A 24,582-nucleotide genomic window follows, 5' to 3' on the forward strand; every position below is an offset into this window, starting at 1 on the left:
GCCCGGCCTTATTCGAAGCAGTTATTTCTTGGCTTTTGTTCGGAGCACACCCTAACACCTGCTCGAAACTGCCGTTTCAGCGGGGGTAGAGTTACCTCTCCGGTTCGGGACCACCCACTCTACCACCATCTGGTGGGAGCTTGGTTCGTGTTCCCGGCGGCCGCTCGGTTTCCCTGGCGACGAAGAGAACATTACACGGCCCGAAACCGGCGTTTACAGGGGGGTCCCTTTTTTCGCGCCGACGCTCTGACCTGCGTCGATCTACCCCTCGGGCGCCGCCTCCCCCGGAACCGGCTCTCCGTGCGTGGCGACCACCGTCAGGACGACGAGCGCGGCGGCGAGCCCGGCGGTGATGTGGACGGGCGCCGGCGTGAACGACGCGGCGAGCACGAGCACCGCGGTCACCGGGAAGCCGATCGCGATCGGCCGGCATTCGTTGGTGGGCCCGATGTGCATCAGCCAGACGCTCAGCAGGTAGATCGCGACGGGCACGGTCGTGGCCATGGCGGCGGGCAGCGAGGCGACGTGCCCGGCGTGGGTGTCGTAGTCGACGGCGACTTCGAGACCGGCGCCGAGCGCGGCCGCCGACGCGAAGATCAGGTAGTGCCCGTAGCCCCAGCTCGCGACGGTGAACAGGCTCTTCGCCTTCTCGAGCCGGACGTGGCCCGGCTGGTCGAAGTACAACCACCACAGGGAGAAGACCAATACGAGTCCCGCGGCGGCGAGTGAGATCAGGCTGCCGGTGTGCTCGCCCTTGTCCAGCCCTTCCTTGACCGCGGTGGTCGCGCCGAGGATGGATTCACCCAGCACGATGATCGTGAACAGGCCGTAGCGCTCGGCGATGTGGTGCGGATGCCAGCCGGTCCAGCGCTTGCGTTCAGCGATCACCGGGACCGCGAGTTCGGCCACCAGGAGCACGAAGAACGACGGCAGCGCCAGGGACTCCGACAGGCCGAGCCGGACGACCCACAGGATCTGGACGATCGTGATTCCGATGGCGTACCGCACCGCTGCGGGGCGGCACTGCGGATCGGTCCGCGCCGCGCGCAGCCATTGCACGACCATCGCCAGCCGCATGAGGACGTAGCCGGCGACCATGATCCTGAAATCGCCGTCGAAGGCCGACGAGACACCGGCGGCGACGGTCAGCCCACCGGCGATCTGCACCAGCGTCACCACCCGGTACAGCACGTCGTCGGTGTCGAACGACGACGCGAACCAGCTGAAGTTCAGCCAGCCCCACCAGATCGCGAAGAACACCATGCCGAAGCTGAGTACCCCGTGCCCGATGTGGTTCTCGGCGATCGCGTGGTGCAGACCGGCCGCGGCCTGCGCGACGGCGACCACGAAACACAGGTCGAACAACAGCTCCAACGGAGTCGCGACCCGGTGCCCCTCACCGGAATCGCGCATCGTCATCGGCCGGTACCAGACCCGCAGCCGATTCCGCCGATCGGAAGTCTCCGCCATCTCCGCTCCTCGCTGTCTCGGACTCGCGAAGATCTTCGCAGCCGGAAGCGGTTCACACACTCGGAGAGACGCGCAGCGGGTGGGTCCGAGCCGGGTGCACCTCCCCAGGCGACCCCGCGCGGACCCACCCGCGCGAATGCCTCACCGGGTACTCGGCTCGCCAGTGGTGTGAGCCGGCTGCCGCCGAACGGTCCCCCGCGGACGCCGACGGCTGTCCACCGGCCCGTGACCGTGGGTGTCCATTCCTGAGAACTCCGGACTCACCACGATCGCTTCGCCGATCGATCCATCCCCGATCGATCGACAGAAATACCACTGTCGGTAGCCATGACACAGCAGTGAAGGCTCCGTAAGGTCTACCCGGTTGCTCTGAGTAGCACCAGAGGATGACAGCCTCAGTCACTCGGATGGAGCATCGGGTCTTGCCGAACGTAGTCGTCGGTACGCACGGACGACTCAGCCGCGTTGACTGTCGGCGGAAGCCCGGGCGACTTCCTCCCCCTCAGTGAGCGAACGCCGCTTCCGACGCGCACGCAGCTCGATCACGGCCAGTAAAAGCGCCGAACACGTCAGCCCGGCGGCGCACAGCATCGCCGCGGTCAGCGCCGACGAGTACCCGCCGTTCGCGCCCAGTACCGCGTGGAAGACCGAGGCCAGCACGACCGTGCCGATCGCGGTGCCGATCCGCTGACCGGTCTGCAGCGCTCCCCCCGCCACCCCCGCCATCGACGTCGGGACGCATTCCAGGGTCAGCGTGGTGTTGGGCGAGATGACCATGCCGCCACCGACACCGGCGACGAGCAACGGCACCGCGAACCACCAGCCCGCCGCGGCGCCGGGGGCCTGACCGGCAAGGACGGCGACCGCGACCATCCCGGTGATCACCATGGCCAGCCCGGTGACGGTGAGCTTGCGGCCCCACTTCGGCACCAGCCGTCCCGCGATCGCCGCCGACACGGCCGAGCCGAGCGCGAACGAGGTGACGGCGAGCCCCGATTGCAGCGGCGTGTAGCCGAGGCCCTGCTGGAAGAAGATCGCGAAGACCAGCCACATCCCGGTGAATCCGGTGAAGTACAGCGCACCGACGGCGGAGCCCGCCGCGTAGCCGGGGGTGCCGGTGAACAGGCGCGTGTCCAGCAGCGGCGGACGGCCGCGCCGCACCATCGAACGCTCCCAGCGCACGAACGCGATTCCGAAGACCACCGCGACGGCGAACAGCCACCACAGCTCGCTCAGCCCGCCCTGTTCGGATTCGATCAACGGCAGGAGGACGCCGAGCACGGCGACCCCCAGCAGCAGGATGCCGACGACGTCGATCTCGCCCCGCAGGCTTCTCGTGGATCTCTGGTCTTTCGGGAGCCATCTCCAGGCCAAGGCGAACGCCAGGATCCCGATGGGCACGTTCACGAAGAAGACCCAGCGCCAGCCTTCCGGGTCACCGAAGACGGCGAGGATCACGCCCCCGAGCACCGGCCCGACGGCGGTCGAGATGCCGACGGTGGCGCCGAACATGCCGAACGCGCGGCCTCGTTCCGCGCCGCGGAACAGGTCCTGGATCATCCCGCTGTTCTGCGGCGTCAGCATTCCCGACGCCACACCTTGCATGAGCCGCGCGATGATCAGCGTCGTCTCGTCCGGCGCGGCACCGGCGAACGCGCTGGTCAGCACGAACGCGGCGAGCGCGAACAGGAACATGCGGCGGCGGCCGAGCGCGTCGCCGAGCCTGCCTCCTGACACCAGTACCAGCCCGAAGGCCAGCGCGTAGCCCGAAACGATCCACTGGATCGCGCCGCTCGACGCGCCGAGGTCCTTCTGGATCGAGGGCAGCGCCGTGTTGACGATGCTGACGTCGAGCAGGCCCATGAACCCGGCGGCGAGGGAGACGGCGAGCGCCTTCCAGCGCCGGGGGTCGGGTTCGTACGTGCTCATCAGGTGCTGGCGGCGATCCCGGGGATGCCCTTGAGCTCACCGATCAGCATCGACGTCACCTTGACCGGATAGTCGTAGAGCGCGAAGACCGTCTGGTTCTTGCCGACCAGCTTGAGGTGCACCGGGGTCTCGCCCTTGTGCGCCAGCAAGGTCTGCTTCAGCTCGCTGACCACCGACTGGTCGATCTTCTCCGCGGCGGCCAGCAGGACCAGCGGCAGGTCGTCGTCACCGTTGCCGACTTCGGACAGGTCGAGCGGCACGAGCCCGCCGCCGAAGATGGACATCTTGTCCTCGCGCCAGTTCACCCGGCCCTTGACCAGGACGGCGTTGTCCTCGATGAGGTCCGCGGAGAACATCGCGTAGGACTTCGGGAAGTACAGGACCTCCAGCGAGGCGTCCATGTCCTCGACGGTGCAGATCGCCCAGGGCTCGCCCTTCTTGTTGACCCGGCGCTCCAGCGAGGTGATCAGCCCGGAGATGATCAGCTCGCCTTCCTTGGGCGGGTCGGCGATGATCGCGGCGATCGGCCTCGGCGCGTGTTTGCGCAGGATGCGTTCGGCGCCGTCCAACGGGTGCGCCGAGACGTAGAGGCCGAGCATCTCCCGCTCGTAGGCGAGGAGCTGCTTGCGCGGGTACTCCTCTTCGCCGAACTTCAGGTGCGCGAGGGGTGACGAGGACGCCGCGGCTTCCGCGTCGTCCTCCCCGCCGAAACCGAAGAGGTCGAACTGGCCCATCGCCTCCTGGCGCTTGAGCGGGACGACGGCCTCGACCGCGTCCTCGTGCACCTGGATCATCGAAAGGCGGGAGTTTCCGAGCGAGTCGAACCCGCCCGCCTTGATCAGCGATTCGATGACCCGCTTGTTGCAGGCCACCAGTTCGGACTTGTCGAGGAAGTCGGTGAAGGAGGAGTACTTCCCCTTCTCCGCACGGGTCTTGATGATCGACTCGACGACGTTCGCGCCCACGTTGCGGACGGCGCCCATGCCGAAGCGGATGTCCTCCCCGACGGCCGCGAACCTCAGCGCCGACTCGTTGACGTCCGGCGGGAGCACCTTGATCCCGAGGCGGCGGCATTCCGAGAGGTAGACCGCCGACTTGTCCTTGTTGTCACCGACCGACGTGAGCAGCGCGGCCATGTACTCCGGCGTGAAGTTCGCCTTGAGGTACGCGGTCCAGTAGGAGATCAGGCCGTACGCGGCCGCGTGGCTCTTGTTGAACGCGTAGCCGGCGAACGGGAGGATCGTGTCCCAGAGCGCCTTCACCGCTTCCGGCGAGAACCCGCCTTCGATCAGCGGGCTGGCCTTCATCCCGGCCTCGAAGCCCTCGTACTCGAGATCGAGGACTTCCTTCTTCTTCTTACCCATGGCCCGGCGGAGCACGTCCGCGCGGCCCATCGTGTACCCGGCCACCTTCTGGCCGATGTGCATGATCTGCTCCTGATAGACGATCAGGCCGTAGGTGTCGGCCAGGATCTCCTTCAGGGGCTCCTCGAGCTGCGGGTGGATCGGCTTGACCTTCTGCCGATTGTTCTTCCGGTCGGCGTAGTCGTTGTGCGCGTTCATGCCCATCGGGCCGGGGCGGTACAGCGCGCCCACCGCCACGATGTCGTCGAACACCGTCGGCTGCATCCGGCGCAGCAGGTCACGCATCGGCCCGCCGTCCAGCTGGAACACGCCGAGCGTGTCTCCCCTGGCGAGCAGCTTGTACGTCTCCGGGTCTTCGACGCCGAGGGTGTCGAGGTCGATGTCGACCCCGCGGTTGGTCTTGATGTTGTCGATCGCGTCACCGATGACGGTGAGGTTCCGCAGGCCCAGGAAGTCCATCTTCAGCAGGCCGATGTTCTCGCACGACGGGTAGTCCCAGCCGGTGATGATCGAGCCGTCGTCACGCTGCCACAGCGGGATCGCGTCGGTCAGCGGGTCGCAGGACATGATGACCGCGCAGGCGTGGACGCCGGCGTTGCGGATCAGGCCTTCGAGGCCGCGGGCGGTCTCGAAGATCGTCTTGCACTCTTCGTCGGTCTCGACGAGCGCCCGGACCTCGGCGGCCTCGCCGTACCGCTCGTGCTTCGAGTCGACGATGCCCGAGAGCGGGATGTCCTTCGCCATGATCGGCGGCGGGAGCGCCTTCGAGATCCGGTCCGCGATCGCGTAGCCGGGCTGGCCGAAGTGGACCCGGGCGGAGTCCTTGATGGCCGCCTTGGTCTTAATGGTGCCGAAGGTGATGACCTGCGCGACCTTGTCGACGCCGTACTTGTCGGTGGCGTACCGGATCATCTCGCCGCGACGGCGGTCGTCGAAGTCGATGTCGATATCGGGCATCGAGACGCGCTCGGGGTTCAGGAACCGCTCGAACAGCAGCTTCTGCGGGATCGGGTCCAGGTTGGTGATACCGAGCACGTACGCGACCAGCGAACCGGCGGCGGAACCACGGCCGGGGCCGACGCGGATGCCGACCTTGCGGGCGTAGTTGATGAGGTCGGCGACGATGAGGAAGTAGGCGGGGAAGCCCTTCCCGATGATGACGTCGAGTTCGATCTCGATGCGCTCGTTGTAGTACTCGTCCGGGACGCCCTCCGGGTACCGCCACTTGAGGCCGCGCGCGACCTCTTCCCGCAGCCAGGTGCCCTGGTCGTAGCCGTCCGGGACCTCGAAGAACGGCAGCCGGTCCTTGTGCGTGTAGACGTCCTTGTAGGACTCGACGCGCTCGGCGATCAGCAGTGTCGAGTCGGCGGCGCCGGGGACCTCCTTGTCCCAGTACTCGCGCATGTCGGCGGCCGACTTCAGGTAGTAGCCGTCACCGTCGAACTTGAACCGGTTCGGGTCGTTCAGCGTCTTGCCCGCCTGCACGCACAGCAGCGCGGAGTGGGTGTCGGCCTGGTCCTTGGTGACGTAGTGCGAGTCGTTGGTGGCCAGCGGCCTGAGGTCGAGCAGCTTGCCGATCTCGAGCAGGCCCTCCCGGACCGACCGCTCGATCGGCAGGCCGTGGTCCATCAGTTCGAGGAAGAAGTTGTCGGCGCCGAAGATGTCCTTGTAGTCCGACGCGGCCTGGATCGCTTCGGTGCGCTGCCCCAGCCGCAGCCGGGTCTGGACCTCGCCGGACGGGCAGCCGGTGGTCGCGATGATGCCCTGGTGGTTCTCCGCGATCAGCTCGCGGTCCATCCGGGGCTTGCGGTAGTACCCCTGCATGCTCGCGAGCGAGGAGAGCTTGAACAGGTTGCGCAGGCCGGTGGAGTTCTCGGCGAGCATCGTCATGTGGGTGTACGAACCGCTACCGGAGACGTCACCGCCCTCACCGAACTCGTCCGAGCCACGCTGGTTGGCCTGTCCCCAGAAGACCGGCTTCTTGTGGAAGCGGCTCTCCGGCGCGATGTAGGCCTCGATGCCGATGATCGGCTTGAGGTCGTGCTTGACCGCCTGCTGGTAGAACTCGTCCGCGCCGTACATGTTCCCGTGGTCGGTCATGCCGACCGCGGGCATGCCCAGGCGCGCCGCCTCCTTGAACAAGGGGGCGATCTTCGCCGCACCGTCGAGCATCGAGTACTCGGTGTGCACATGCAGGTGGACGAAGGAATCGTTCGACACCAGCGAAAACCTCCCCTAGGCAGACGGATCCCTGGCTGCTTGACGCGGGCCGGTCCTCCCACCTTATGCGCCGAAGGATCTCGGCGCCCGGGCGGGCCAGCACCCCGGCGAGGGCCAGTCTCTACCTCCGACCGGCCATCGCCAAGCACCCACGCGGCACGGATTCGCGACGACTTCGGTTACCCCCGAACGGGGCGCCGGGTCAGCTCAGCCGGGCCAGCCGCTCGTCGACCACCTCCTTGTCGAACCACTCCGGATCGAACCCGCGGCCGCCGAACTCTTCGATCAGTTCCTCGTTCTCTTCGTCGTCCGGATCGCGCAGGGCTTCCAGCAACGTCTCGTAGCCGCTCATGTCCTCGCATTCCGGCGGCGGGGCGGCGCGCTCCCCGTCGAGGCAACGCGCCGTGCGAGGCGGGCCGACCAGCTTCTCCACACGGATCCAGTGCCACCAGCCCTCCGTCTCGTAGACGAGCCGGTGGCCGGGCGAGGTGACGACCTGGCCCAGTGTCACTTCGTCGTCCAGGCGGTCGCCCTCACCGCTCTGGGCATCGACGCTGAAGCCGCCGTACGCGGTCTCGAACCGGTGATGCCACCGCTCGTCGCGGTCGAACGCGGCCGCGAGGATCCGGTGCAGTCCGGCGAGGGTGACGTCGGAGCGGACTTCGAGCCGTCGCCAGATCGCGTCGTCCGGCTCGGACAGGGCGACCGCCAGCCGGAGTCCGGTGACCGTCGAGGATCGGGGCAGGACGAGCGGCAGCGGATCGGCCGACGGCAAGCGGGGCAGCGGTTCGTAGGCGGGCAGACCGAGCCATCGGCGCAGCTGGATCGCGCGCTCGGGCAGATCGGGCTCCGGCCTGTCCCCCAGCTCCAGGAGCCTGGGGACTCTCTCCCGAAGCCAGGCGTCTTTGTCCGCCTTGGCGACGAGCGCGGCTTCGACCTGGCTCCGGAACTCCTCGGGCGTCAGCGGTGCCTCGGCCACCTCGAAGCCGCGACGAAGAAGCGCCAGGGCGTCCTCGGGCTCGGGGTGGAGCTCGATCACGTCGACCTCGCGATCGTTGACCACCACCTCGACGCCGACCGAGCGTTTGCCGGCGGTCAGCGTGGCGGCCAGGACCACCAGGTCCTGATCGACCTCTCCTTGGACCACGCAGCCGGACAGCTCGATCGGCCCGTGGAGCAGCTTCGGCCAGCGCTCCACCCTGGTCACGTCCAAGGGCGGACGCGTCCGCTGGGAGCGCTGGTGCTTCGGTCTTTTGGCGGGCTTGCGGCCGCGGCTGACGGGGGACACGGGAGCAGTATCGCCAGCGGCACCGACAGTTTCGGCGCCGTGAGCAGCCATGATCGAAAAATGCTTGCCGACCTGGGCGCGGATGGGCAGACTGACCAGCCGCCAAGATCACCGAACCGCCCGGAGAGTTGATGATCGACCTGCAGGCCATGAACGAACGCGTGATCGCGGAGTTCCGCGCGAACGGCCGCCACGGCGACGGTCTCCCGACGTTGCTGCTCACCACCACCGGCGCCCGCACCGGACGGCGGCACGTGACGCCGATGCTGTTCCTGGCCGACGACGACCGTTATGTCGTGTTCGCCGCGAACGGCGGTGCTCCCGGGCATCCGGACTGGTACCGCAATCTGGTCGCGGAGCCGTCTGTCGACGTCGAAGCGGACGGAGAGGCCTTCACCGCCCACGCGGTCGAGGTCACCGGAGCAGCGAGGGACCGTCTGTTCGCGAAGCAGGCGAAGGCGTTCCCCCGGCTGGCCGAGCACCAGTCGAAGACCAGCAGGCCGTTCCCGGTGGTCGCGCTCCAGCGCGTATGACGCGGGCGTCGTGAGTGGCGATTCGGGTTCTTTGGGGGTACGGCAAATGTGGCGTGTTCAGTCGCTCGCCCGCACCCCGACCTCGGGTGTTGCGAAAGCCACTTCCGCAACGTTGAAGGTTGCGAAAGTGGCTTTCGCAACGCTTCCGGGACTTCGCCGCCCACGAGGACCGCAAGACCCGCGGTGAAGGGGACTTTCCTCTCGTGCAATGCGGGGAAAGCCCCCTCACCTCGCTGATCACTGCCGAACGCCGGTCCGTGAAGGCCTCCTTGAGGGACCCAGAGTCCCTCAAGGAGGCCTTCACGGACTTGGCATCCGACAGGACACCGAACCGGGAGGTTCGCGTGACGAGTCGGACGACCCTCACGACGACGTTGTGACACTGGCCACCTCCGCGCGGGAATCCGGTGTCAGCGCGGAACTCCGCGGCTACGAAGACGCCCAGCACGGGTTCGAATTCTCGGGCGAATACCTCGTCGACGCGAACCTCGCAGCGTGGATCGGGCCCCTCGACTGATCGCTTGACAAAGCGTTGGACCGACCGCACGATCTCGTCTCATGAACCTGTCTGACAGCCAGACAGCCGGACATGGTGGTCCACGGCGCGTCAGCGCGATGGAGGCCGTTCTGGCCCATCTCCGCGGCGCCATCGAGCGTGGCGACTATCCCGTCGGGCAGAAGCTGCCGTCGGAATCCGCGCTCGGCAAGGAGTTCGAGGTCAGCCGGTCGGTCGTCCGCGAAGCGTTGCGCGGCCTGCAAGCGCTCGGGCTCACCGTGTCCAAAACGGGCAAAGGGACCTTCGTGACCGCCACCGGGCCGGTCGAGAACCCCACCTTCGGCACTTATTCGGCCCGTGACCTGTTCGAGGTCCGGCGCCACGTCGAGATCCCCGTCGCCGGGTACGCGGCCGTGCGCCGCAGCACCGACGACCTCGACCTGCTCGGTCACCTCGTCGAGCGCATGGACCTCGAAACCGACAACACCGCGTGGGTGGCGCTGGACTCGCTGTTCCACATCACCATCGCCCAGGCTTCGGGCAACCCGGTGTTCGGCAAGGTCATCGAAGAGATCCGGGACGCGCTCGCCCGGCAGTCCTCCTTTCTCAACCAATTGGGGGACCGTCGGACCCGCTCGAACACCGAGCACCGTGAGATCGTCACCGCCATCGCCGCCGGATCCGAGGCGGACGCCGTCGCGGCGATGACCTCCCATCTCGAGCACGTCGAGAACGCGCTTACCACCATCGTGCGGCCAGGCCGCCCGACGCAGCAGAACAAGGACGACTGACACCGTGACCGAACAGACCCTCAGCGCGGACGGCAAAACCGCGCCGGTGCCGGCCGACGCCGGTGACGCCGGCTACGACAAAGCGCTGAAGCCCCGCCACGTCAACATGATCGCGATCGGCGGCGCCATCGGCACCGGCCTGTTCCTCGGCGCGGGCGGTCGGCTCGCGCAGGCGGGCCCGGCTCTCGCGATCGTTTACGCGGTCTGCGGCCTTTTCGCGTTCTTCGTGGTGCGCTCGCTCGGCGAACTCATCCTGTACCGCCCCTCCTCCGGCGCCTTCGTTTCCTACGCCCGGGAATTCATGGGCGAGAAGGGCGCGTTCGTCGCGGGCTGGATGCACTTCCTGAACTGGTCGACGACCGGTATCGCGGACATCACCGCGATCGCGCTGTACGCGCATTTCTGGTCGTTCTTCACCCCCATCCCGCAGTGGGTGCTGGCGCTCATCGCGCTCGCGGTGGTGCTGGCGCTGAACATGGTGTCGGTCAAGCTGTTCGGCGAGATGGAGTTCTGGTTCGCCATCATCAAGGTCGCCGCGCTGGTGACCTTCATGGGGATCGGGATCTTCCTGCTGGTCACCCAGCAGCCGATCGACGGCCAGGTCCCGGGCTTCTCGCTGCTGTCGGACCACGGCGGGATCTTCCCGGCAGGGGTGCTGCCGATGGTCCTGATCGTCCAGGGCGTCGTGTTCGCCTACGCCTCGGTGGAGCTGGTCGGTGTCGCCGCCGGCGAGACCGAGAACCCGCGCAAGATCATGCCGAAGGCGATCAACTCGATCATGTGGCGGATCGGGATCTTCTACGTCGGTTCGGTGGTCCTGCTGGCGATGCTCATGCCGTGGAGCTCCTACTCGAAGAGCGAGAGCCCGTTCGTCACCGTGCTCTCGCACGTCGGGGTGCCGCAGGCGGGCAACGTGATGAACCTGGTGGTGCTGACGGCGGCGCTGTCCAGCCTGAACTCGGGGCTCTACTCGACCGGGCGCATCCTGCGGTCGATGTCGCTGGCCGGGTCCGCGCCGAAGTTCACCGGCGTGATGAACAAGAACCACGTGCCCTACGGCGGGATCCTGCTCACCTCCGCGGTCTGCGTGGTCGGTGTCGGCCTGAACGCCGTCGTGCCCAGCCAGGCCTTCGAGATCGTGCTGAACTTCGCCGCCATCGGCATCCTCGGCACCTGGGCGATCATCGTGCTCTCGCATCTGTTGTTCGTGCGCAAGGCCAAACTCGGCGAGGTGGAACGCCCGTCGTACCGCCTGCCGTTCTCGCCCTACACCGAGATCGCGACGCTGGTCTTCCTCGCCGCGGTGGTCGTGCTGATGGGCTTCGACGAGACCGGCCGGATCACCTTGTACTGCCTGCCCGTCATCGGGCTCGCGCTGGTCGCCGGCTGGTTCGGGGTCCGCAAGCGGATCAACATGGACGTCTTCGAGAAGACGAAGCTGTGATCCCCGAGATCCGCGTACCCGCCCACGAACCGCTGGTGCATCTCCTCCGCGACGGAATGGTCGAGGGGGTGCACCACGGTTCGGCCGTGGTGCTCGCGCCGGACGGCCGGGTGCTGTTCTCCGCCGGTGACATCGAGGCGGCGTTCTACCCGCGCTCGGCGGCGAAACCCTTGCAGGCCACGGCGATGGCGCGGCTCGGCGTCGAGCTGAGCCCGGCCGGGTTCGCCGTCGGCGCGGCCAGTCACTCCGGCGAGGAGATCCACCTGGCCGAGGCGCTCAACACCCTCGTCGGCGCCGGGCGCACCGCGGAAGACCTGCGGACGCCGGAAGACCTGCCGTTCGACCCCGTCGAACGCGACGCCTGGATCGCGTCGGGGCGCGCCGCTTCGAGGCTGGCGCACAACTGTTCCGGCAAGCACGCGGCGATGCTCGCGACCTGCCGCCTGCACGGCTGGTCCACAAAGGACTATCTGGATCCGGGACACCCGTTGCAGCGCGCGATCGCGGGCTGCGTCGAGGACCTGACCGGGCAGCGGATCCCGAAGGTCGCCGTCGACGGCTGTGGCGCTCCCCTGTTCGCGGTCTCGCTGCGCGGCCTCGCCAGTGCGATCGGCAAGATCGCCGCCGCTTCCGCCGGGAACCCGGAAAGCCTTGTCGCCGAAGGGATCCGGAAGCATCCGGAACTGGTCGCCGGTACGCGTCGCGACGTCACCGCGCTGATGCGCGCGGTGCCCGGCCTGATCGCCAAGGACGGTTTCGAGGCCGTCCAGGTCGCGGCCCTGCCGGACGGGACGGCGATCGCGATCAAGATCGCCGACGGCGGCGACCGCGCACGGCGACCGGTACTCGCCGCCGCGCTCGCGCTGTGCGGTGTCGAGCAGGACGTACTGGAGCCGGCCCCCGGTTTGCGCGTGACGGGCGCGCTCGCCGAACACCATCTCGCCGCCTGAGGAGCTTTCGATGCACCGCGTGGAACACGATCTGCTGGGAGACAAGGAAGTTCCGGCCGACGCCTACTGGGGTGTGCACACCGCCCGCGCCAGGGAGAACTTCCCCATCACCGGCACCGCGATCTCCGCGTACCCGCATCTGATCGAGGCGCTCGCGTCGGTCAAGGAGGCGGCCGCCCGCGCCAACGCCGACCTCGGCCTGCTGGAGCCGGACGTCGCCGACGCGATCCGGCGGGCGTGCGGCGAGATCCGGGAAGGCGCGCTGCACGATCAGTTCGTCGTCGACGTCATCCAGGGCGGCGCGGGCACCTCGACGAACATGAACGCCAACGAGGTGATCGCGAACCGCGCGCTCGAACTGCTCGGGCACCAGAAAGGCGACTACGCCCGCGTGCACCCGAACGAGCACGTGAACCTCGGGCAGTCGACCAACGACGCGTACCCGACCGCGGTCAACGTCGCCACGATCATCGCCGTCCGGGAGCTGGCCGAGGCGATGGTCGTGCTGGAGCAGGCGTTCGCCGCCAAGGCCGTCGAGTTCCACGACCTGCTGAAGATGGGACGTACGCAGCTGCAGGACGCCGTCCCGATGACGCTGGGACAGGAGTTCGGCACCTACGCCGTCATGCTCGGGGAGGACCGGCTGCGGCTCACCGAAGCGGTGGCGCTGCTGCACGAGATCAACCTCGGCGCGACCGCCATCGGCACCGGCCTCAACGCCGCGCCCGGGTACGCCGAAGCCGCCGTCGCCCATCTGCGCGAGATCACCGGGCTGCCCGTCGTGACCGCGGCCGACCTCGTCGAGGCGACGCAGGACTGCGGCGCCTTCGTGCACCTTTCCGGTGTGCTCAAGCGGATCGCGGTGAAACTCTCGAAGAGCTGCAACGATCTGCGGCTGCTCTCGTCCGGGCCGAGGGCGGGGCTCAACGAGATCAACCTGCCGCCGGTGCAGGCGGGGTCGTCGATCATGCCCGGCAAGATCAACCCGGTGATCCCCGAGGTGGTGAACCAGGTCGCGTTCGAGGTCATCGGCAACGACGTCGCCGTCACGATGGCGGCCGAAGCGGGCCAGCTGCAGCTCAACGCGTTCGAACCGCTGATCCTGCACTCGCTTTCGGAGAGCATCACGCATCTGCGGTCGGCCTGCCTGGTGCTGGCGGAGCGATGCGTCTCCGGGATCACCGCGAACGCCGACGTGATGCGGGGCTACGTCGAGAACTCGATCGGGCTGGTGACCGCGCTGAACCCGAGCATCGGGTACGCGGCGGCGACCGAGATCGCCAAGGAGGCGCTCGAGACCGGGCGTGGCGTGGCGGAACTCGTCGTCGAGAAAGGCCTTCTTCCCGCCGAAGAACTGGCGAAGCTGCTGAAGCCGGAGACGCTCGCGCGGCTTTCCTGAGACCAGCGGGGCAGTACCGGGCGGTCTGCCCCGCGCCACGAAAGCGTCCTTCATTGCGGAATTCGCAATGAAGGACGCTTTCATTTCGGGCGGGTGCGGGGCGACGCGAGTACGGTCGTAAGCGGAAGGTGATCATCCGCACGAAAGGTGGCCCAGGCGTGCTCGACCGACTTCTCGACCGATACCTCGGCCTTCCCCCGGCCGAAGGCCCCGCTCCCTCGGTGACCAAGGCGATCCCCGTCCCGATGCCCGACGGCGTCCGGCTGCTGGCGGATCGCTACGCCGTCCCGGGCGGCGAGCCGCGGCCGGTGGTGCTGATCCGCACGCCGTACGGCCGCAAAGGCGTGATGGGCAAGATCTTCGGCGAGACGTTCGCCCGGCACGGATTGCAGGTCTTCCTCCAGAGCACTCGCGGGACCTTCGGCTCCGGCGGCGAGTTCCGGCCGTTCCATCTGGAGAAGGAGGACGGTATCGCCACCGTCGCCTGGTTGCGCGAACAGCCGTGGTGCGACGGCCGGGTCGCGATGGCGGGCGCGAGCTACCTCGGCCACACGCAATGGGCCGTCGCGCCGTACCTCGACGAGCCGCTCGAAGCGATCTGCCTCGGCGTCACCGCGTCGGAGTTCGTCTCCACCTTCTACCCCGGCGGGATCCTCGCGGTCGACAACATGGTGTCGTGGTCGTCGCTGATCGGCCGTCAGGAGGGCCGGTTCGCCGGTCTGCCGAACCCCTGGCAGACGAAGAAGACCCGCCAGGCCATGTCCCATCTGCCGGTTTCCGGCGCCGACGTCGCGGCCATCGGCAAACAGGTGCGCTTCCTGCAGGACGTCTCCGGACACGCCGAACCGGGCGACGACTTCTGGGCGCCGTCGGACCACAGCGCCGAGGTCGCCGGGCTGAGCACGCCGGTGAGCATGGTGACCGGCTGGTACGACCTGTTCATCACCGCCCAGCTGCGCGACTTCAAGGAACTCGCCGCCGCCGGCCGCGAGCCGCGGATCACCATCGGCCCGTGGGCCCACGGCGAACCCGCCAGCCTGAAGACGCTGATCACCGACCAGATCGGCTTTCTTTCCGCGCACCTCCTCGGCGATCGCGCGCCGCTGAGGCAGGCACCCGTACGCCTCTACCTCCAAGGTTCGGGGCGCTGGCTGGACTTCGAAAGCTGGCCGCCGAAGTCCGACGCCACCCCGTACTTCCTGCGTCCCGGCGGGCTTTCCGCCGACGAACCCATCGAGTCGAAGCCGGGTGCCTTCACCTTCGACCCGGCGGATCCGACGCCGACCGTCGGCGGCCCTCTGCTGTCGGGTGTGCAGAAACAACAGGACAACAAGGACGTCGAAGCGCGCTCGGACGTCCTGCTCTTCACCGGTGACGTGCTGAAACGCGACCTCGACGTCATCGGCGAGATCTCCGCGCTGGTGCACGTCCGGACCGACCTCGGGCACGGCGACGTCTTCGTCCGGCTGTGCGACGTCGACGGGCGCGGAGTCTCCCGCAACGTCACCGACGGCGTCCTCCGCCTGCGCCCCGGTGTCCCCGCGTCCGATGTGGACGGTGTGGTCGCGGCCGAGGTCCGGCTCGACCCGACCGCCTACCGGTTCCGTCGCGGACACCGCCTGCGGCTGCAGGTCGCGGGCGGCGCGTTCCCGCGCTTCGCCCGCAACCACGGCACCGGCGAACCGGTGCACAGCGCGGTGGACGGGAAACCCGCGCGGTTCGAGATCTTCCACGACCCCGCGCACCCGTCCCGGATCACGCTGCCGGTGTTCTCGGCTTAGTTCGGCACCACCCGCTGGTGGGTGGTCAGCCTGCCGTCGTCGTGCAGCACGTGGAACAGCAGCGACGGCGGCAGGTCGTAGTCGATCGGCCCGCCTTCTCCCCACGGCCGGAGACCGTTCTCCTCCCACGGGAGCAGGATGCTCGACCCGACCGAGGGCGCCGACCGCAGCGGCACACCGGCGAACGTCGTCGACGCCGCGGCGTGCACGTGCCCGCAGAGCAGGGCCACCACTCGCGGATGCCGGGCGAGCACCTCGGCCAGTTTGTCCTCCCCGTACTGGCGCATCGCGTCCACCAACGGCAGGCCGAGCGGGACCGGCGGGTGGTGGAAGGCGATGAAGGCGGGGCCTTCGCCGTCGGCGAGAACACCGTCCAGCCACGCCAGGGTTTCGTCGTCGAACCGCCCGTCCGGTTTGCCGGGGATGCTGGAGTCGGCCATGACGAACGTGACGTCGCCGACCGTGTGAGCCGCGTTGACCGGTGCGTCGTCCGGAACCTGGCCGAGCAGCCCTTCCCGGAACGGGCCGCGTTTGTCGTGGTTGCCGGGGCAGGTGAAGAGCGGCGTGTCGGTCTTGAACAGTTCGGCCGCGCGCCGGTACTCCTCGAGTGTGCCGTGGTCGGCGATGTCGCCGGTCACCAGGATCGCGTCGACCGGCGTCACCAGGCCCTCCAGGTACCGCATGACCCGTTCGGTGCGTTCGTCGGCGCGGTCGCCGCCGTCGAGATGGTTGTCGCTCAGATGTGCCGTCACGAACATCGTTTCACCCCATGTCGTCCAGATATGCCAACGTTTTCACCCAGTTCCGCACGAGCAGCTCCGCTGCCGTCGCGAGGTCGGGGACACGGATCGCCTCGGCGATCCGGAGGTGTTCATCGATACTCTCGCGAGAGCGTTCGATGCCACCGAAATACCGGGCGTCGTAGCGCTTCAGCAGCGGTTTCGTCTGCTCGATCAGGCGCAGCAGATGCGGATTCGTGCAGCGCGAGACCAGCAGCGCGTGCCAGCGGTCATCCAAAGTGGACAGATCGCCCTGCCGGTCGAGTTCCGCGGCCATCTCGGCGGCGATCCGGTCGAGGCCGCCGGTGAGGCCGACGAGATCCTGCGGCGAACTCCAGCGCAACGCGAGCGATTCCAGCTCCGCGACGAGCGGATACAGCCGCCGGGCCTCTTCGGGGTCGAACGGCGGCACGAGGAAACCCCGGTTCGGCGCCGAGACGAGCAGGCCGCGATCGGCCAGCCCGATCAGCGCCTCGCGCAACGGTGTCCGGCTGACGCCCAGTTCGCGGGCGAGGTGCACCTCGTTGATCCGGCTGTCCGCGGCGATGCGGCCGTCGAGCACGCGGGCGGTGATCTCCTCCGCGAGGTCACGCCGGAGCAGGTTCCTCGTCATGCGGACAGTATTGCATGCACTTCGGCCGTACTGTATTCAGTTAGGCATGACGGACTTCGATGTAAACCGCGCTCGCGTCGAGACGCCGGGCTGCGCGGAAGTGGTCCACCTCAACAACGCCGGATCATCGCTGCCACCCTCGCGAGTGACCGACACCGTCGTGGACTACCTCCGCGAGGAAGCCCTGATCGGCGGATACGAGCAGGCCGCGGCGACCGCGGAGCGGATGAACGGCGTCTACGCCTCGGCCGCGCGACTCGTCGGCGCCGAGCCCGACGACATCGCGCTGACCGACAACGCGACCAGGTCCTGGCAGGCGGTCTTCTACGCGCTTCCGTTCGCCGCCGGTGACCGGATCCTGACGGCGAAGTCCGAGTACGCGAGCAACGTCATCTCCTTCCTCCAGATCGCGAAGCGCACCGGCGCCATCGTCGAGGTGGTCGACAACGACGAGTCCGGGCAGCTGGACGTCGAAGACCTCAAGCGCCGCGTCGACGGCGACGTCAAGCTGATCGCCGTCTCCCACGTGCCGACCCAGGGCGGACTGGTGAACCCCGCCGAGGAGATCGGCGCCGTCGCACGGGAGGCCGGGATCCCGTTCCTGCTGGACGCGTGCCAGAGCGCCGGCCAGATCGACCTCGACGTCGCGCGCCTGAACTGCGACGCGCTCAGCGTCACCGGCCGCAAGTACCTGCGCGGGCCGCGCGGCACCGGCTTCCTTTACGCGCACCCGCGCCTGCGTGAGCGCGTCGAGCCCGCGATGCTCGACCTCCACTCGGCGGTGTGGACCGCGCCCGAGACCTACGAAGTCGATTCGACGGCGAAGATGTTCGAGGTCTGGGAACGCGATCACGCCGCCGTGCACGGCCTCGGCGCGGCGATCGACTACGCCCTCGAATGGGGCATGCCCGCCATCGAGGCCCGTGTCGCCGCGCTCGCGGCGAAACTGCGCGACGCGCTCCGCGAGATCCCCGGCGTCCAGGTGCACGACCAGGGCACGCGGCAGTGCGGGATCGTCACGTTCAGCGTGGCGAAAACGCCCTCACCGGAAGTGAAGCAGTACCTGGCGTCGGCGAAGATCAACGTCAGCGTCACGGAAGCGACGTCCGCCCAGTTCGACTTCGCCGAGCGTGGACTGCCCCCGATGGTCCGCTCCTCGGTGCACTACTTCAACACCGAAGACGACATCGCGCTCCTCGTCGGCGAGGTCGGGAAACTGGCTTAACGACGGGAAAGCAGCGACTCGGACGGCGGGGCGAACGGCAGCCCCGTCGTCTTCGCGCGTTTGCCGATCACCAGGGCCTCCCCCAGCAGGCTGATCCCGATCGACAACGTCACCGGCCGCGCGTCGGGATGCGCCCCGGCCGAGGTGGCCAGGAACCCGATCCCGAAGTTCACCAGCAGGGACAGCACCCAGACACCGAACGTCCAGCCGGTGTAGCGCAGCCAGAGCACGCCGTCGCGCTCGAACAGCTTGGTCGTGGTGGCGCGCACCGCGCCGAGGCCGCAGCCGACCACGGAGCCCACGACGAGCCAGAGACCGTCCGCGAAAGTGAAGATCTCCAGCTTGACCAGGCCGTAGACCCCGATCGCGAGCAGGATCACCGGTGCCCCGAACACCTCGCGGGCGACCAGCGGTTCCCCGCGCAGCCTGCGCACGACGATCGCGATCACCGCGGCGACCACCAGGGCTATCACCAACCAGGTCTTCATGAACTCCCCCTTTGTAGCATGACTGTGCCAAATAAAATAGCAAGGTCGTGCTATAAAGACAACATGCCCAAGATCGTCGACCCCGAGGCCCGGCGGCTGGAGATAGCCGAGGCCGTCTTCCGCGTGATCCAGCGAGACGGTCTGACGCAGGCGTCGCTCAGGAGCGTGGCCGAAGAGGCCGGTCTCGCGATCGGGTCGGTACGGCACTACTTCCGCGGCCACGACGAGCTGATCGTGTTCGCCATGCGCGCGCTCGGCGACCGGCTCGAAGCGAGATTGCTCGGACACCTCCCCGACCTGCTCGATCCCGCGACCCCGCGCTCGCGACGGCAGGAAATCACCGAAGCGCTGCTCAGCGAACTGCTTCCGCTCACCGAGCAGACCAGGGCCGAAACCGACGTCTGGCTGGCGTTCTCGGCCGCCGCGAAGAACCGCCCGGACCTCGCCGAGGAGGCCGCCCGCATGTACGAGGGGGTCCGGGCGCTCGTCCGGCGGGTGCTCGACAGCGCGAACGAAGCGGGCGGCCTGCTCGACGACCTCGACCTGGCCGTCGAGACCGAACGGCTGTCCGCGCTGCTGGACGGGCTCGCGCTGTCGACGGGACGGACCTCGCCGGAGCTGATGCGAACGGTCCTCCGGCGGCATCTGGAAACCCTGCGACGCCCCGAATCGGTGAGGAAATGAGTACGTTCTACGAAGTCGCGGCCCAGGACCCCGGCCGGGTCGCGGTGATCGACGTCGACGGGCGGGAGACCACTTTCGGCGAACTGTCGGCGCGCGCGAACCAGCTGACCCACGCCCTGCGAGCGCTCGGCCTCGGCGAAGGTGACGGCGTCGTCGCGATCATCCACAATGGACTCACCTATTACGAGCTGTTGCTGGCGACCCTGCAGGCGGGGATGTACTTCACTCCGGTCAACCACCGATCCTCGCCTGCCGAGATCGCCTACATCGCGGCCAACAGCGGCGCCGAGGTGGCCGTCGCGGACGCGGACATCGCGGCCACGTGCACGGTGGAGCTGAAAAGCCTGCACCGGTTTTCGCGCGGCGGGACGCCGGGCTGGGGCGACTACGCGTCCTGGGGCGCGGACTTGCCCACCACCACGCCGGAGCACCGGACCGCGGGTCAGACGATGCTCTACACCTCCGGGACCACAGGACGCCCCAAAGGCGTCCGGCGCGCGCTGTCCGGGCGTCCACCCGCGCTGCACCCTATCCACGCGAACGTCCTCGAACGCCTGGACGTCGTGGCGGGGCGGGGCGTGCACCTCGTCGCCTGCCCGCTCTACCACGCGGCGCCCGGCATGTTCTCGACCGCGATCCTGCATCTCGGGCACACACTCGTGCTGATGGACCGGTTCGACGCCGGGGAAACGTTGCGGCTCACGGAAAAGCACCGCGTGACGAGCACGCATCTGGTGCCGACGATGTTCCACCGCATGCTGCGGCTGTCCGAGGACGTCCGCGCGCGCCACGATCTGTCGAGCCTGGTCTCGGTGATCCACGGCGCCGCGCCGTGCCCCCGGGAGGTCAAGGAGCGGATGCTCGCCTGGCTCGGGCCGGTGGTCCACGAGTACTACGGCGCGTCCGAAGGCCTGATCACGGCGGTGCACGCGCGCGACTGGCTCGCCGAGCCGGGCACCGTCGGCGAGCCGTTGGACGGCGTGCGGGTCAAGGTCCTCGACGACGACGGCCGCGAACTTCGGGCAGGCGAGACCGGGACGCTCTACTTCAGTTCCGCGCACACGAAATTCGACTACCACGACGACCCGGCCAAGACGGCGGCCGCGCGCTCCGGGGAGTTCGTCACCGTGGGGGACGTGGGCTACCTCGACGCCGACGGCCGGGTGTTCCTGTGCGACCGGCGGACGGATCTCATCCTTTCCGGCGGGGTGAACATCTACCCGGCCGAGATCGAGGCGCGGCTGCTGAGCCACCGCGACGTCGCCGACGTCGCGGTGATCGGGGAGCCGGATCCCGAATGGGGACAACGGGTCGTCGCCGTCGTGCAACCGGTCGAGGGCGTCGCCGGGGACTCCGAACTGGCGAAACGCCTCGAAGAGCATTGCCGGGCGGAGCTCGCCGGGTTCAAGACCCCGCGGCGCTTCGACTTCCGTGAGCGGCTGCCGCGGACGGAGAGCGGGAAGATGCTGCGGCGGACGCTTCGGGCGCCGTGATCTTGCCGATCGCGGTACCGTTTTCCTCATGCGCCTGCGGTCTGTGACCACGCTGCTCGCCACGCTCGTTCTCGCGCTCGCCGTCCCCGCGACGGCCGAGGCGACTCCCGGATCCGGGGTGACCGGGACGATCTTCAAGCAGAAGACCGTCGGGGACACCGACTACGTGCTGCGCGAGGTCGTCATCCAGCCCGGCGGCTACACCGGCTGGCACTACCACGACGGGAAGCTGTACGCGTACGTCAAGAACGGCACGCTGACGCACAACTCGGCCGACTGCGGGCTCGACGGCCTGTACCGGAAGGGCGCCGTCTTCACCGAGCCGAGCGACACCGTCCACATCGGACGGAACCTCGGGGCGACACCGGTGGTGCTGGAGGTGCTCTACGTGCTGCCGCACGGAAAGCCGCTCTCGCAGGACGCGCCGAACCCGGGTTGTCCGTTCTAGGCACCGAACCAGCCGGCGACGTCGAGCCGGAAACCGTCCGCGGGCGCCATCGTGCGGAGGTCCGTTTCGAGCGCGCGGACCCGGTCCGCGCCCAGCGCGCCGACCCAGTCCTCGCGCAGTTCCTCGAAGATCGCCGCGGACCGGCGGAGTGAGTCGATCCCACGGCCCGTGAGCCGGACGACCTTGCGCCGCGCGTCGGCCGGGTCGTCGGCGCGCTCGACGTAACCGAGCTGCGCCAGCTTGTCGACGGTCTTGCCCGCCGCCTGCTTGCTGACCCCGAGCCGCCGCCCGATCTCGCTCGCCGTCGCGCCGCCGAGGCCGATCGCCTGCAGGGCGAACCCGTACGCCGGACGGACGTCGGGGTGCCCTTGCTCGGCCAGCTCGGCGTGCAGCCGGTCGATGATCGAGCGGAAGCCCGCGAACAGCAGCAGCGGCAGCTCGAACCCGGGCGGGTCGGAATCACGCTTGCCAGAATCGACAACCTGGTTTACCTTTTCGTCAACCACGTTGACCATCTTAAGGGGCTGCCTTGTTCACCGATCACACCCTCGAGACCGCGCCCGAAGCCTCCCGTCGCTTGATGGAGGCGACCATCCGGAAGTTCGGGCATCTCCCCACCGCTGTCGCCCGGCAGGCGTCGTCACCGGAACTGCTCGACGGGTTCCTGAGGCTCAGCGCGAGCTTCGAAAAGACCACGCTCGACCCGCTCGCGCGGGAGACGGTCGTGATGACCGTCGCGACCCGAAACGGCTGCGAGGTGTGCGTCGAGATCCACACCGGCAGACTGAAGGGCCACCACGCGGACGACGACGTCATCGCGGCGCTTCGGACGCAGGAGCCCGTTCCCGACGAGCGGCTGGAAGCCGTCCGGCAGTTCACGCTGGCGGTGCTCGAAACCGCCGGCGGCGTGGACGACGAGACGCTGCGGACCTTCTTCGGGCACGGATTCACCGAGCGGAACGCCCTCGAAGTCGTCATGGGCATCGGCGCCTACACGATGTCGACCTTGGCGAACCGGCTCATCCGCGCCTAGGCCGTGTCCTGTAAGTCTGTTCGATGGGCTTCGTGATCCAGGTGGTTCCTGGCGGTGCGGGCGGGTCTGCCTCGTACCGGGTTGTACTCGGCTGAGCCGCCCGTGCCGTCAGGGACCGCCTGGGCGCGAAGACCGCGAACATGACTTGCAGGACACGGCCTAGTCGCCTTATCCCGGTCGCTTTACGTGATCGTCCCCTCGCGGCCCGGTATCACTCCAATGGCCGCCGATCTTGATGTATCTGGGCAGTCCCTGCCGCCTCTTCTCTTGTGCAGCCGAAAGTTCGCCACCCGCGGCGCGGCGCACCGGCGGTCTGGCCTGCCGAGGGGGCAGACCAGACCGCCAAAACCCAGACGTTCCACCGGAGTGGGGGTACGTGAAGGCCCCCTTCACTGCGTCTAGCGCAGTGAAGGGGGCCTTCACGTGTCTTAGGGCGCATTTGGCCGACCACTTGCGTTTGGCGTCAGGTCCAATCATGTCTCAGGCACCTACGATCGGGCGGTTTCGCGTGACCGGAGGGACGACACGTGTGATCAGGCGGACGACACTCGCGGCGGAACCCGGCTCCGTGCCCGTGTCGTCCACCCAGTCACGCGTGTCGTCCGTCTGATCACACGTGCCGTCCGGACCCACTCACGCGAACCCGACCGACGCGGTAACGGCGCATTCAGTCGACTAGCTGCAGATCCGCGTACGGATCGATCAGCTCCTGGAGGGTGTCTTCCGCCGTGTAGTTCTCGCCGATCCCGTCGACGGTCTCCATGGCGTTGAGGAGATCCGCGGACGTCTGGGCGTCTTCGCGGGTGAGCGGCCGCCAGGTCAGGTCGTGCATGCGGCCGAAGGTAGCCCCGCGCGGGCGGGTTGTCGCCGGGTTTTCGGTGGGCGCAGTAGGGATCGAACCTACGACCGCTCGGGTGTAAACCGAGTGCTCTCCCGCTGAGCTATGCGCCCGGGAGGTGGCACCCGCGCACGGGTGCCACCGGTGAAGACTCAGGCCAGGGAGGCCACGGCCTTCTTCCACGCCTGCTGGTCGCGAGCCTCGCCGGGCTGGTTGATCTCGGCGAACCGCACGACGCCGTCCTTGTCGATCAGGAAGGTGCCGCGCGTGGCCAGGCCGGCCGTCTCGTTGAAGACACCGTAGGCCTTCGCGACCTCACCGTGCGGCCAGAAGTCCGAAAGCAGCGGGAACTGGTAGCCCTCCTGCTCGGCCCACGCCTTGAGCGAGAACGGGGTGTCCACCGACACACCGATGACCTGGACGCCGTTGCCGTCGTAGTCCGCGAACTCGTCCCGGAGCTGGCACAGCTCGCCGGTGCAGATGCCGCTGAACGCGAACGGGTAGAACACCAGCAAGACCGGCTTCTCGCCCTGGAAGGACGACAGCTTCACGGCCTGCTTGTTGTAGTCGTTGAGCGTGAAGTCCGGGGCTTGCGTTCCGACCTCGACGGCCATACCGGCGGTTTCCTCTCAAGAGCGAACAGGGGCCTGCGAGGACAACCCTATCGTGTCGATCGCGCGGCTCCCCGGGTCACCGCTTGGTCTTCGACTTCGGCGACACCAGCCTCGTGCCCGCCCACTTGGGACCGGCGCTGATGTTCGCCGTCTGGGCGAGCCCGACCTGCGGCACCGCTTCGGCGATCTCGCTCGGCTCGACGTGCCCTGGCTGCCCCGTCTTCGGGGTCAGCACCCAGATCACGCCGTTCTCGTTCAAGGGGGTCCGGACCTCGATCAGCGTGTCCCCGAGATCACCGTCGTCCTCGCGCCACCACAGCAGCACCACGTCGATGACCTCGTCGGCGTCCTCGTCGAGGATGTCGCCGCCGATCTGTTCCTCGATCGCCGCACGAAGGTCGTCGTCGACGTCCTCGTCCCAGCCGATCTCCTGGACCACCATGTCCGGCTTGATCCCGAGCCTTTCGGCGACGCTGCTCTGATCAGCGTCTCCCGCGGCGACCACTGCTGTCACTCCTCCAACTACGACGGAGCGTGGTGTCGCTCGGCCGGATTCGACCGGGCGGGCACCACACTCGGGTACACGATGCCCGTTAGCGAACACTGGTGAAGCGATCCGCGCAACCGTCCACACCGGATCTTGAACAACTCGTGTCGCGGCGTACGGACATTCAGCCCACTCTCGAGGGGTCAATTCGGGCG

At 68.2% G+C, this 24,582-nt stretch carries 23 protein-coding genes and 1 tRNA gene; 12 read left to right on the top strand and 12 right to left on the bottom strand.

Going from position 1 to position 24,582, the window contains the following annotated elements; genetic code table 11:
- Positions 1 to 261 precede the first annotated feature (261 nt).
- The 4 genes from B0293_RS42145 to B0293_RS42160 all read right to left on the bottom strand — a co-directional run bounded on the left by B0293_RS42145 (position 262) and on the right by B0293_RS42160 (position 8,271).
- A complete protein-coding gene (locus tag B0293_RS42145) occupies positions 262 to 1,470 on the bottom strand; it encodes a low temperature requirement protein A (RefSeq protein WP_005164990.1) in 1,209 nt (402 codons plus the stop codon).
- A 456-nt stretch (positions 1,471 to 1,926) separates the two neighbouring features.
- A complete protein-coding gene (locus tag B0293_RS42150) occupies positions 1,927 to 3,399 on the bottom strand; it encodes an MFS transporter (protein WP_005164989.1) in 1,473 nt (490 codons plus the stop codon).
- On the bottom strand, positions 3,399 to 6,983 hold the full coding sequence (gene dnaE / locus B0293_RS42155) for a DNA polymerase III subunit alpha (RefSeq protein WP_005164987.1): 3,585 nt from the start codon (positions 6,981 to 6,983) through the stop codon (positions 3,399 to 3,401). The genes B0293_RS42150 and dnaE overlap by 1 nt, the downstream gene beginning before the upstream one ends.
- A 202-nt stretch (positions 6,984 to 7,185) precedes the next feature.
- Positions 7,186 to 8,271, bottom strand: a complete 1,086-nt coding sequence (locus B0293_RS42160) for a plasmid pRiA4b ORF-3 family protein (RefSeq protein WP_245192075.1) — start codon at positions 8,269 to 8,271, stop codon at positions 7,186 to 7,188.
- 131 nt (positions 8,272 to 8,402) lie between these two features.
- Here B0293_RS42160 and B0293_RS42165 point away from each other — a divergent pair, with 131 nt between their 5' ends.
- From B0293_RS42165 to B0293_RS42190, 7 genes are all read left to right on the top strand, one after another.
- A complete protein-coding gene (locus B0293_RS42165) occupies positions 8,403 to 8,804 on the top strand; it encodes a nitroreductase/quinone reductase family protein (RefSeq protein WP_005164981.1) in 402 nt (133 codons plus the stop codon).
- A gap of 376 nt (positions 8,805 to 9,180) precedes the next feature.
- Positions 9,181 to 9,321: a hypothetical protein gene (locus B0293_RS43860; protein ID WP_005164979.1), complete on the top strand. Its 141-nt coding sequence runs from the start codon at positions 9,181 to 9,183 to the stop codon at positions 9,319 to 9,321.
- Positions 9,322 to 9,419: 98 nt separating this feature from the next.
- Complete coding sequence (locus B0293_RS42170) at positions 9,420 to 10,091, top strand: FadR/GntR family transcriptional regulator (protein WP_039919339.1); 672 nt, start codon at positions 9,420 to 9,422, stop codon at positions 10,089 to 10,091.
- 4 nt (positions 10,092 to 10,095) lie between these two features.
- Positions 10,096 to 11,535, top strand: coding sequence for an amino acid permease (locus B0293_RS42175; RefSeq protein WP_005164974.1), 1,440 nt, complete (start codon positions 10,096 to 10,098; stop codon positions 11,533 to 11,535).
- Positions 11,532 to 12,485 carry an asparaginase gene (locus tag B0293_RS42180; RefSeq protein ID WP_005164972.1) on the top strand — a complete coding sequence of 318 codons (954 nt, stop codon included), beginning with the start codon at positions 11,532 to 11,534 and terminating at the stop codon, positions 12,483 to 12,485. Before B0293_RS42175 ends, B0293_RS42180 begins: the two co-directional genes overlap by 4 nt.
- Before the next feature lie 10 nt (positions 12,486 to 12,495).
- Complete coding sequence (gene aspA, locus B0293_RS42185) at positions 12,496 to 13,884, top strand: aspartate ammonia-lyase (protein WP_005164970.1); 1,389 nt, start codon at positions 12,496 to 12,498, stop codon at positions 13,882 to 13,884.
- 158 nt (positions 13,885 to 14,042) lie between these two features.
- On the top strand, positions 14,043 to 15,665 hold the full coding sequence (locus tag B0293_RS42190) for a CocE/NonD family hydrolase (RefSeq protein WP_005164968.1): 1,623 nt from the start codon (positions 14,043 to 14,045) through the stop codon (positions 15,663 to 15,665).
- On the opposite strand, the gene B0293_RS42195 is transcribed toward B0293_RS42190, so the two are convergent.
- The gene (locus B0293_RS42195) at positions 15,662 to 16,423 is read right to left on the bottom strand and encodes a metallophosphoesterase (protein ID WP_005164966.1); all 762 of its coding nucleotides are present in this window, start codon (positions 16,421 to 16,423) and stop codon (positions 15,662 to 15,664) included. The genes B0293_RS42190 and B0293_RS42195 overlap by 4 nt on opposite strands.
- A 4-nt stretch (positions 16,424 to 16,427) precedes the next feature.
- A complete protein-coding gene (locus B0293_RS42200) occupies positions 16,428 to 17,057 on the bottom strand; it encodes a GntR family transcriptional regulator (protein ID WP_005164965.1) in 630 nt (209 codons plus the stop codon).
- A 46-nt stretch (positions 17,058 to 17,103) separates the two neighbouring features.
- Here B0293_RS42200 and B0293_RS42205 point away from each other — a divergent pair, with 46 nt between their 5' ends.
- Positions 17,104 to 18,282, top strand: coding sequence for an aminotransferase class V-fold PLP-dependent enzyme (locus B0293_RS42205; RefSeq protein WP_005164964.1), 1,179 nt, complete (start codon positions 17,104 to 17,106; stop codon positions 18,280 to 18,282).
- Here the strand turns inward: B0293_RS42205 and B0293_RS42210 are convergent.
- A complete protein-coding gene (locus B0293_RS42210) occupies positions 18,279 to 18,770 on the bottom strand; it encodes a hypothetical protein (RefSeq protein WP_005164963.1) in 492 nt (163 codons plus the stop codon). The genes B0293_RS42205 and B0293_RS42210 overlap by 4 nt on opposite strands.
- Positions 18,771 to 18,833: 63 nt before the next feature.
- On the opposite strand from B0293_RS42210, the gene B0293_RS42215 reads away from it, so the two are divergent.
- Genes B0293_RS42215 through B0293_RS42225 form a run of 3 tightly spaced genes read left to right on the top strand, consistent with a single transcriptional unit; the run spans position 18,834 to position 21,395 of the window.
- Positions 18,834 to 19,454 carry a TetR/AcrR family transcriptional regulator gene (locus B0293_RS42215; RefSeq protein ID WP_005164962.1) on the top strand — a complete coding sequence of 207 codons (621 nt, stop codon included), beginning with the start codon at positions 18,834 to 18,836 and terminating at the stop codon, positions 19,452 to 19,454.
- Positions 19,451 to 20,947, top strand: coding sequence for an AMP-binding protein (locus tag B0293_RS42220; RefSeq protein WP_005164961.1), 1,497 nt, complete (start codon positions 19,451 to 19,453; stop codon positions 20,945 to 20,947). Before B0293_RS42215 ends, B0293_RS42220 begins: the two co-directional genes overlap by 4 nt.
- Positions 20,948 to 20,975: 28 nt before the next feature.
- Entirely contained in the window at positions 20,976 to 21,395 is a 420-nt protein-coding gene (locus B0293_RS42225; protein ID WP_039919338.1) for a cupin domain-containing protein, read from the top strand.
- Here B0293_RS42225 and B0293_RS42230 read toward each other — a convergent pair.
- Complete coding sequence (locus B0293_RS42230) at positions 21,392 to 21,910, bottom strand: MarR family winged helix-turn-helix transcriptional regulator (protein ID WP_005164959.1); 519 nt, start codon at positions 21,908 to 21,910, stop codon at positions 21,392 to 21,394. The two genes, B0293_RS42225 and B0293_RS42230, sit on opposite strands and share 4 nt — an antisense overlap.
- A gap of 14 nt (positions 21,911 to 21,924) precedes the next feature.
- Here B0293_RS42230 and B0293_RS42235 point away from each other — a divergent pair, with 14 nt between their 5' ends.
- The gene (locus B0293_RS42235) at positions 21,925 to 22,428 is read left to right on the top strand and encodes a carboxymuconolactone decarboxylase family protein (RefSeq protein WP_005164958.1); all 504 of its coding nucleotides are present in this window, start codon (positions 21,925 to 21,927) and stop codon (positions 22,426 to 22,428) included.
- Positions 22,429 to 23,095: 667 nt separating this feature from the next.
- Here the strand turns inward: B0293_RS42235 and B0293_RS43625 are convergent.
- The 4 genes from B0293_RS43625 to B0293_RS42250 form a co-directional block, all read right to left on the bottom strand.
- On the bottom strand, positions 23,096 to 23,260 hold the full coding sequence (locus B0293_RS43625; protein WP_005164957.1) for a hypothetical protein: 165 nt from the start codon (positions 23,258 to 23,260) through the stop codon (positions 23,096 to 23,098).
- Between the two features lie 47 nt (positions 23,261 to 23,307).
- Positions 23,308 to 23,379, bottom strand: a tRNA-Val gene (locus B0293_RS42240).
- Positions 23,380 to 23,418: 39 nt separating this feature from the next.
- Positions 23,419 to 23,880 (bottom strand): peroxiredoxin, encoded by a 462-nt coding sequence (locus tag B0293_RS42245; RefSeq protein ID WP_005164956.1) that lies wholly within the window; start codon positions 23,878 to 23,880, stop codon positions 23,419 to 23,421.
- A 76-nt stretch (positions 23,881 to 23,956) separates the two neighbouring features.
- Positions 23,957 to 24,385, bottom strand: coding sequence for a DUF3052 domain-containing protein (locus tag B0293_RS42250; protein ID WP_005164955.1), 429 nt, complete (start codon positions 24,383 to 24,385; stop codon positions 23,957 to 23,959).
- Positions 24,386 to 24,582: the final 197 nt, after the last annotated feature.

Source organism: Amycolatopsis azurea DSM 43854, assembly GCF_001995215.1.
GTDB lineage: Bacteria > Actinomycetota > Actinomycetes > Mycobacteriales > Pseudonocardiaceae > Amycolatopsis > Amycolatopsis azurea.